7 protein-coding genes are annotated in these 6,815 nt (G+C 70.0%); 2 read left to right on the top strand and 5 right to left on the bottom strand.

Annotation, left to right across the window (positions count from 1 at the left end):
* On the bottom strand, positions 1–452 hold a 452-nt coding region (locus Q7P21_RS06285; RefSeq protein ID WP_304176254.1), incomplete at its 3' end, for an ABC transporter ATP-binding protein.
* Between the two features lie 68 nt (positions 453–520).
* Here Q7P21_RS06285 and Q7P21_RS06280 point away from each other — a divergent pair.
* Positions 521–1,159, top strand: coding sequence for an arylesterase (locus Q7P21_RS06280; protein WP_304176252.1), 639 nt, complete (start codon positions 521–523; stop codon positions 1,157–1,159).
* Positions 1,160–1,193: 34 nt separating this feature from the next.
* Here Q7P21_RS06280 and Q7P21_RS06275 read toward each other — a convergent pair whose 3' ends face one another.
* Genes Q7P21_RS06275 through Q7P21_RS06265 form a run of 3 tightly spaced genes read right to left on the bottom strand, consistent with a single transcriptional unit; the run spans position 1,194 to position 4,496 of the window.
* Positions 1,194–2,117: a TauD/TfdA family dioxygenase gene (locus tag Q7P21_RS06275; protein WP_304176249.1), complete on the bottom strand. Its 924-nt coding sequence runs from the start codon at positions 2,115–2,117 to the stop codon at positions 1,194–1,196.
* Between the two features lie 41 nt (positions 2,118–2,158).
* Positions 2,159–2,521 (bottom strand): hypothetical protein, encoded by a 363-nt coding sequence (locus Q7P21_RS06270; RefSeq protein ID WP_304176247.1) that lies wholly within the window; start codon positions 2,519–2,521, stop codon positions 2,159–2,161.
* 34 nt (positions 2,522–2,555) lie between these two features.
* Entirely contained in the window at positions 2,556–4,496 is a 1,941-nt protein-coding gene (locus Q7P21_RS06265; protein WP_304171367.1) for a methyl-accepting chemotaxis protein, read from the bottom strand.
* A gap of 164 nt (positions 4,497–4,660) precedes the next feature.
* Between Q7P21_RS06265 and Q7P21_RS06260 the strand changes: the two genes are divergently transcribed.
* Positions 4,661–5,665, top strand: coding sequence for an AraC family transcriptional regulator (locus tag Q7P21_RS06260; protein ID WP_304171369.1), 1,005 nt, complete (start codon positions 4,661–4,663; stop codon positions 5,663–5,665).
* Here the strand turns inward: Q7P21_RS06260 and selD are convergent.
* Positions 5,662–6,705, bottom strand: a complete 1,044-nt coding sequence (gene selD / locus Q7P21_RS06255; protein ID WP_304171371.1) for a selenide, water dikinase SelD — start codon at positions 6,703–6,705, stop codon at positions 5,662–5,664. The two genes, Q7P21_RS06260 and selD, sit on opposite strands and share 4 nt — an antisense overlap.
* Between the last annotated feature and the right edge of the window lie 110 nt (positions 6,706–6,815).

Raw genomic sequence — 6,815 nt, 5'->3', positions numbered from 1 at the left:
TGCTCGCCGCCCGACAGCTGGTGCGGATAGTGGCGCAGGCGCGCGGCCAGCCCGACCCGGTCGAGCCACTGGCGGGCGGTCTGTTCCGGCTGGGCCGCGCGGGCGATCTCCAGCGGCGCGGCGACGTTCTCCTCCGCCGTCATGTTGGGCAGCAGGTGGAAGGACTGGAACACCAGCGCCACCCGCCCTCGGCGCAGGCGCGCGCGCCCGTCCTCGTCCAGCCGCGCCAGGTCCTGGCCGAACACCTCGACCCTGCCGGCCGTGGGGCGCTCCAGCCCGGCCGCCACCGAGATCAGCGACGACTTGCCCGAGCCCGACGGCCCGGTCACCGCCAGCCGCTCGCCCGGTGCGACGCTGAGGTCCACGCCGCGCAGAATCTCGACCTGGCCGGCGGACGAGGGCAAGGTCAGGCTGACGCCCTCCAGTCGGAGCGGCGGGATATCTTCGGACAAGGGGGCCTCGCATTGCGAACGGTCGCTGGAACCATAGATAGGACGGCGACCGCCAAAGGCATGCACGGATGATCGCGCGACGAGAGCTTCTTTTGCTGGCCGCCCTGGCCGCCGCCGGCCCGGCGCTGGCGGCGCCGCGCGCGGTGGTCACCATACTGGGGGATTCGATCACCGCCGGCTTCGGCCTGCCCGCCGCCCAGGCCTTTCCCGCCCGCCTGCAGGAGGACCTGACCCGGGCCGGCGCCCAGGTGCTGATCCGCGCGGCGGGGGTCTCGGGCGACACCACCGCCGGCGGCCTGGCGCGGGTGGATTTCAGCGTCCAGCCCGACACGACGATCTGCCTGGTGGCGCTGGGCGGCAATGACCTGCTGCAGGGCGTCGACCCCAAGGTCACGCAGGCCAATCTGGAGGCGATCATCACCCGCCTGACCCGGCGCCATATCCGGGTGATCCTGGCCGGGCTGAAGCCGCCGCCGGCCATCGGCCGCAGCTATGCCCAGGAGTTCACAGCCCTCTACGCCAACCTGGCCAGGACCCATCACCTGACGCTCTATCCGGACCTGCTGGCCGGGGTGGGGCCGGGCTTGCGGCAGCGCGACGGCCTGCACCCCAACGCCCAGGGCGCCCAGGTCATCGCCACCGGCCTCGCGCCCGTGATCACCACCGCCCTGAAGGGCTCCAACTCAAAAAGTTGGAGCATTTCTTGATCCGAAAAATGCGTCACACTTTTCGGGAAATGCTCTAGCTGGGCGTCTCGCCGGCGATGGTGGTGCGGTAGAGCTCGCGCCGGAAGCCGTCATAGTCGTTGAAGGCCTGGTGGACGCACAGGCGGTTGTCCCAGGCCACATAGGTCCCGGGCGCCCAGCGCAGGCGGCAGGTGAAGGCCGGCTGGGTGATGTGCCCCGCCAGGAACCTGAGCAGCGGCTCGGCCTCGGCGGCGGTCAGGCCCTCGACGCCGGTGGCGTAGGTCTCGTCGCAATAGAGCGCCTTCTCACCGGTCACCGGATGGGTGCGGACCAGGGGATGCATCGCGCCCTGGACCTTGCGGGCGATCTCGTCGGGCAACCGCCCCATGTCCCGCGTCGCCGCCACCCGGCCCAGCGGCGTCTCGTCGGCGGCCAGATGGGCCTGGGCGGTCTGGACAACCCGACCCATGGACATGTGGACCCGCAGCGGGGCCAGCATCCGCTGCATGGTCTCGCTGAGCATGGCGTAGGCCAGGGCTGAATTGGCGAAGATCGTGTCGCCGCCATAGGGCGGGATGTCGACGCCGTACAGCATGCTGATCGCCGGCGGCTCGGCCAGGAAGGCGGAGTCCGTGTGCCAGCCGGCCCCGAACACCATGCCGACGCTCTGGTCGGCTTCCTTGATCAGCGGCTGCACCTGCGGATAGCCGGGCACGCCCTGGGTGTAGGCGTCCTCGGCGAACGGCCCGAAGCGCCGGCTGAAGACCGCCTGGTCGGCATGGCTGATCTTCTGGTCGCGGAAATAGATCATCTTGTGCCGGAACAGGGCCGCGCGGACCTCTGCAAAGGCGGCGTCGCTGAGCTCGGCGATCGACACGCCGCGGATCTCGGCGCCTATGGCGGCGGCCAGCGGCCGGACCTCGATATGCCGGTTGTCGGCGGGGTGATTGTCAAACCGGCCGGTGGGATGGATCAGCATGGTCTCGCCTGTCGCGCTCCGTCACGCCCAGGCTAACAGGATCAGACGGCGAAGGTCTCGCGCAGCGGAGCCGAGACGCCATGGACGCTCAGCAGGGTGCGGAACTCCGGCGTGAAGGCCCAGGCCTCCTGCGCGCCCACGCTCACCGGCCGGAACACCGGGGCGTTGTTCAGCCGCGCCGGCCCGGCCGGACCATATTCGATCAGCAGGGCCTCGACCGCCTCGGGGGTGAAGGTGTCCAGCGCGTCCAGCCCGGTCCTGGCCAGGACCGAGGCCAGTTCAGCGGCCAGGGCGGGTTCGCCCAGCGAGCACAGGGCGGCGGAGACCATCACCAGTGAGGTCGGAACCGCCTCGCCGTCCCCGCCGCGGCCCATCCACCTTCCGGGAAAGGCGACGACGGTCATCGCGATCGGCCCCGTCGTGGCGCCCCCTGGCGACCTAGAACTCCTCCCACGTATCGGCCTCCGCCTGGGGCGCGGGATTGACCGCCCGGGCGAGCCGGCCTTGGGCCTGGGCCACCGGATTGCGGGCCGGCGGGTGACGACCCGGCTGGGCGGCGACGGGGCCGCGCGCCGTCCGGCCAGAATCCTCGTCGGTGCGGAACCGCGCGACCAGGTTGCTGAGCTCCGTCGCCTCGTTGCGCAGGCCCGAGGCGGCGGCCGTAGCCTGCTCGACCATGGCGGCGTTCTGTTGGGTCACCTGGTCCATCTGGTTGACCGCGGCATTGACCTGGTTGAGGCCGGTGGCCTGTTCCTGCGACGAGGTCGCGATCTCGGCCAGCAGGATGTCGATCTCCGCGACGCGGCTGACGATGCCGGTCAGGGCCGCGCCGGTGTCGCCGACCAGCCGCACGCCGCGCTCCACCTGGGATGAGGAACTGGCGATCAGGCCCTTGATCTCCCGGGCGGCCTCGGCCGAGCGCTGGGCCAAAGCCCGCACTTCCGAGGCGACGACCGCGAAGCCCTTGCCGGCGTCCCCGGCCCGGGCCGCCTCGACCCCGGCGTTGAGCGCCAGCAGGTTGGTCTGGAAGGCGATCTCGTCGATGACGCCGATGATCTGGGTGATCTGGTTCGAGGAGGTCTCGATCTCGCCCATGGCGGCGACCGCGTCGCCCACCACCTGGCCGGACCGCTCGGCGTCGGCGCGGGCGGTCGTGGCGGCGCTGGAGGCCTGGCGGGCCCCCTCGGCGCTGCGCTTCACGGTCGCGGTGATCTGGTCCAGGGCCGCGGCGGTTTCCTCCAGGCTGGCCGCCTGCTGCTCGGTGCGGCGCGACAGGTCGTCGGAGGCCATGGCGATCTCGTCGGAGCCGCCCCGGATCGCGCCGGTCGCCTGGGAGATGGCGGTCATGGCTTCGCCAAGGCTCTCGGCGGCGGCGTTGAAGTCGGCCTTGATCTGGGCGTACTGGCCCTGGAACGCCGCGTCGATGCGGGTGGTCAGGTCGCCCTGGGCCAGGCGGCTCAGGTGGGCGGCCAGGGTCTGGACGACCTCGGCCTGCTCGGCTTCGGTGCGCCGGCGCTCAGACTCGGTGCGGCCGCGCTGGGTCTCGGCCTCCGACCGCATCTCGCTGGCCTCCGCCTCGGCGGCCCGGGCCTTCAGCCCATTGTCCTTGAACACCTGTACGGCCTTGGCCATGCCGCCGACCTCGTCGCGGCGCTCCTGGCCCGCCACGTCGATGGACAGGTCGCCCTGGGCGAGCTTCTCCATGATCCGGCTGACCACGGCCAGCGGCCCGGTGATCCAGGACCGGACCCCGAAGAAGGCGATCGCGCCCACCAGGGCCAGGCCGCCGACGATCACCCCCCAGGTAATCATGACGGTCGAATTGGTCTTGGCCGACAGGGCGTCGTTCCGGGCCTGGACATAGTCCATCAGCGCATTGGTCTTGGCCTTGAACTTGGCCGCCAGCGCCGGGAACTGCGGCGCGCACTGGTCGAGATACATGGCCTGGGTCGCCAGGTTGCTGGCGCTGTCATTGGCGGCCCGGCCGGCGTCGACCACCTTGCCGCAAGCGCCGTCCAGAGCCTGCAGCATTTCGGCCTTGAGCGCCGGAATCTCCGTGTCCGCCGGCAGGGCCGCGGCGGCCGTGTCCATGGATTTCACGAGGTCGCCATGGGCTGCGCTAATCCCAGCCGTCGCCACATCGTTCTGGGCCTGGGTGGTGGCGACGATCAGGTCGCCGATCGAGGCGCGCGCGGTCTGGGAGGCGCGGTTGGCGCGGGCGATCTCGATCGCGGCCGTGGTCTCATGGTCCGTCAGGTCGCTGTAGCTCTGGTCGATCTCACGCATCTGCGTGCCGGTGAAGACGGCGACCCCAATGGCGAACACCGCGAACACCGCGATGATCGCCAGGAATTTTCCAAATATCGGGATGTTCTTCATATCGGCGCCTCTCCCTGAAACACCCCGCATCGGCCCGCCGGATCGGCGCGCGCGTCGGAATGGTTTCCCCCTGATTCATTCTGTCACGCTTCCATGGCGCACGAATTCGGGCAGGACTTGATCGATCGCGACAGGTTTTGCTTAATCGAGACAGGAGCCCGCAAGTGCCGGGACTAGTACGCAGCGCGACCTTGCGCCAATTCGACACGGTCTGTCACACCGCCGGCCTGGACCCCCTGGCCCTCCTGGCGGAGGTGGGTCTGCCGCCGACGGTGTTGAGCGATCCCGACCTGAGGGTTCCGGGCCCCAAGGTTAGCGAGGTGCTGCAGATTGCGGCGGCGCGCAGCGGAATGGCCGACTTCGGCCTGCGGATGGGACGCTTGCGCGGGGTGGAGGACTGGGGGCTCCTGGGCCTGGCCGCCCGAGACCAGCTGACCTTGCGGGGCTATCTGGAAACGGTGGTCGCGCGCGGTCGCTATCAGAACGAGAACTCATCTGGCCTGCTCGCGACCAATGGCGACCAGGTCGAGATGATCATCGATTTTCGGGTGGCCGACGTCTCGACGAGAGTCCAGGCGATCGAGATGTCGATCGCCTTCAACCTCAGCTGCATCCAGGAACTGGTTCAGCGCGATCTCGCCCCCACCTATGTCAGCTTCCAGCACGATCGCATCGCCGATCTGTCCGCCTATCGAAAGCACCTGGGCGTCGAGCCGTTCTTCGGCGCCGAACACCTGACCATGGCCTTCCCGACCTCGGCCATGACCCTGCCGCTGATCGGCGCGCGGCCGCAGTTCAACGCCGTGGTGGATCGCCTTTTGGAGAGCCAGACGTCCGGCGGCTTCAATCGCTACGCCGACGTGGTCGCCAACAATCTGCGCGCCCTGGTCGGCGCCGGCGCCTTTTCGATCGAGCGCATGGCCCGGTTGTTCGACATGACCCCGCGCACCCTGCAGCGGAAGCTGCGCGAGGAGGGCGCGTCCTATTCCCAGATCGTCGATGAGGTCCGGCTGGCCATGGCCCGGGACTATGTCGAGCGTTCGAACCGCCCCCTGGGCGAGGTGTCGGAGATCCTCGGCTTCAAGTCCCAGAGCGCCCTCGCCCACTGGTATCGCCAAAAGCACGGGGTCACCGCCCTGGAACAGCGGCGCCGCGCCCGGGCCGCCTAGATCACCTGGACTTCCGGCGCGCCGGCCTTGAGCGCGCCGACCACTCGCGAAGCGCCGAAGCCGGCCTCGCGCACCGTCGCCAGGACCGCCTCGGCCTGGGCAGGGTCCACCGCGATCAACAGGCCGCCGCTGGTCTGGGGATCGCACAACAGGTCTTTGCGCCAGTCCGCCAGGTCGCCGGGAAGACGCACCGCGTCGCCATAGCTCGCCCAGTTGCGGGTCGCCGCGCCGGTCCGCACCCCAGCCTGGGCCAGGGCCTCGACGCCGGCCAGCACCGCCGGCGCCTCGGCCCGGATCTCGGCGGCCAGGTTCGCGCCTCGGCAAAGCTCGAGGGTGTGGCCGAGCAGGCCGAAGCCGGTGACGTCGGTGACGGCGTGCACGCCAGCCATGTCGCCCAGCCGGGCGCCGATCGTGTTGAGCTGGGTGGTCGAGGCGATCAGCGCCTCATAGCCGCCGGGCGCCAGCCGCTGCTGCTTGAAGCCGGCGCTCAGCACGCCCACCCCCAGGGCCTTGGTCAGGATCAGCACATCGCCCGCCCGGCCGGTGCGGTTGGTCAGCACCTTGTCGGGATGCACCAGGCCCAGGGCCACCAGGCCATAGATCGGCTCGACGCTGTCGATCGAATGGCCGCCGGCGATCGGAACGCCCGCCGCCGCGCAGACCGCGGCCCCGCCGGCCAGGATCTGCTGGATGGTCTCCACCGGCAGCTTGTCGACGGGCATGCCCACGATGGCGAGGGCGAAGATCGGCTGGGCCCCCATGGCGTAGACGTCGGAGAGCGCGTTGGTCGCCGCGATGCGCCCGAAGTCATAGGGGTCGTCCACCACCGGCATGAAGAAATCCGTGGTCGCCACCAGGGCCTGCTGGTCGTTCAGCCGCCAGACCGCCGCGTCATCGGAGGTCTCGGTCCCGACCATCAGATTGGGGAACACCGCCGCCTGCGGGACCTTGGCCAGGATCTCGCGCAACACCGCCGGCGACAGCTTGCAGCCGCAGCCGCCACCATGGGCGAGCGAGGTCAGGCGCACGGGATCGGACATGGAAGACTCCTTCGGACCGGCCCCGGATCAGGCGCCGCTTTCCTTGACGACGGCTATATTGCAGACAGGGCCTGCGGCGGGGAAATTCGGACGGACATGATGATCACGGC

The sequence above is a fragment of the Phenylobacterium aquaticum genome, assembly GCF_947378715.1.
Classification (GTDB): domain Bacteria; phylum Pseudomonadota; class Alphaproteobacteria; order Caulobacterales; family Caulobacteraceae; genus Phenylobacterium; species Phenylobacterium aquaticum_A.
The sequence above is the reverse complement of the archived record's forward strand: the minus strand, read 5'-3'. Positions and strand labels throughout refer to the sequence as shown.

Excerpts from the sequence above, each read along its gene's own strand:
- Q7P21_RS06270 (WP_304176247.1), bottom strand. The coding sequence starts at position 2,521 with ATGACCGTCGTCGCCTTTCCCGGAAGGTGGATGGGCCGCGGCGGGGAC.
- Q7P21_RS06280 (WP_304176252.1), top strand. The coding sequence starts at position 521 with ATGATCGCGCGACGAGAGCTTCTTTTGCTGGCCGCCCTGGCCGCCGCC.
- Q7P21_RS06275 (WP_304176249.1), bottom strand. The coding sequence starts at position 2,117 with ATGCTGATCCATCCCACCGGCCGGTTTGACAATCACCCCGCCGACAAC.
- Q7P21_RS06265 (WP_304171367.1), bottom strand. The coding sequence starts at position 4,496 with ATGAAGAACATCCCGATATTTGGAAAATTCCTGGCGATCATCGCGGTG.
- selD (WP_304171371.1), bottom strand. The coding sequence starts at position 6,705 with ATGTCCGATCCCGTGCGCCTGACCTCGCTCGCCCATGGTGGCGGCTGC.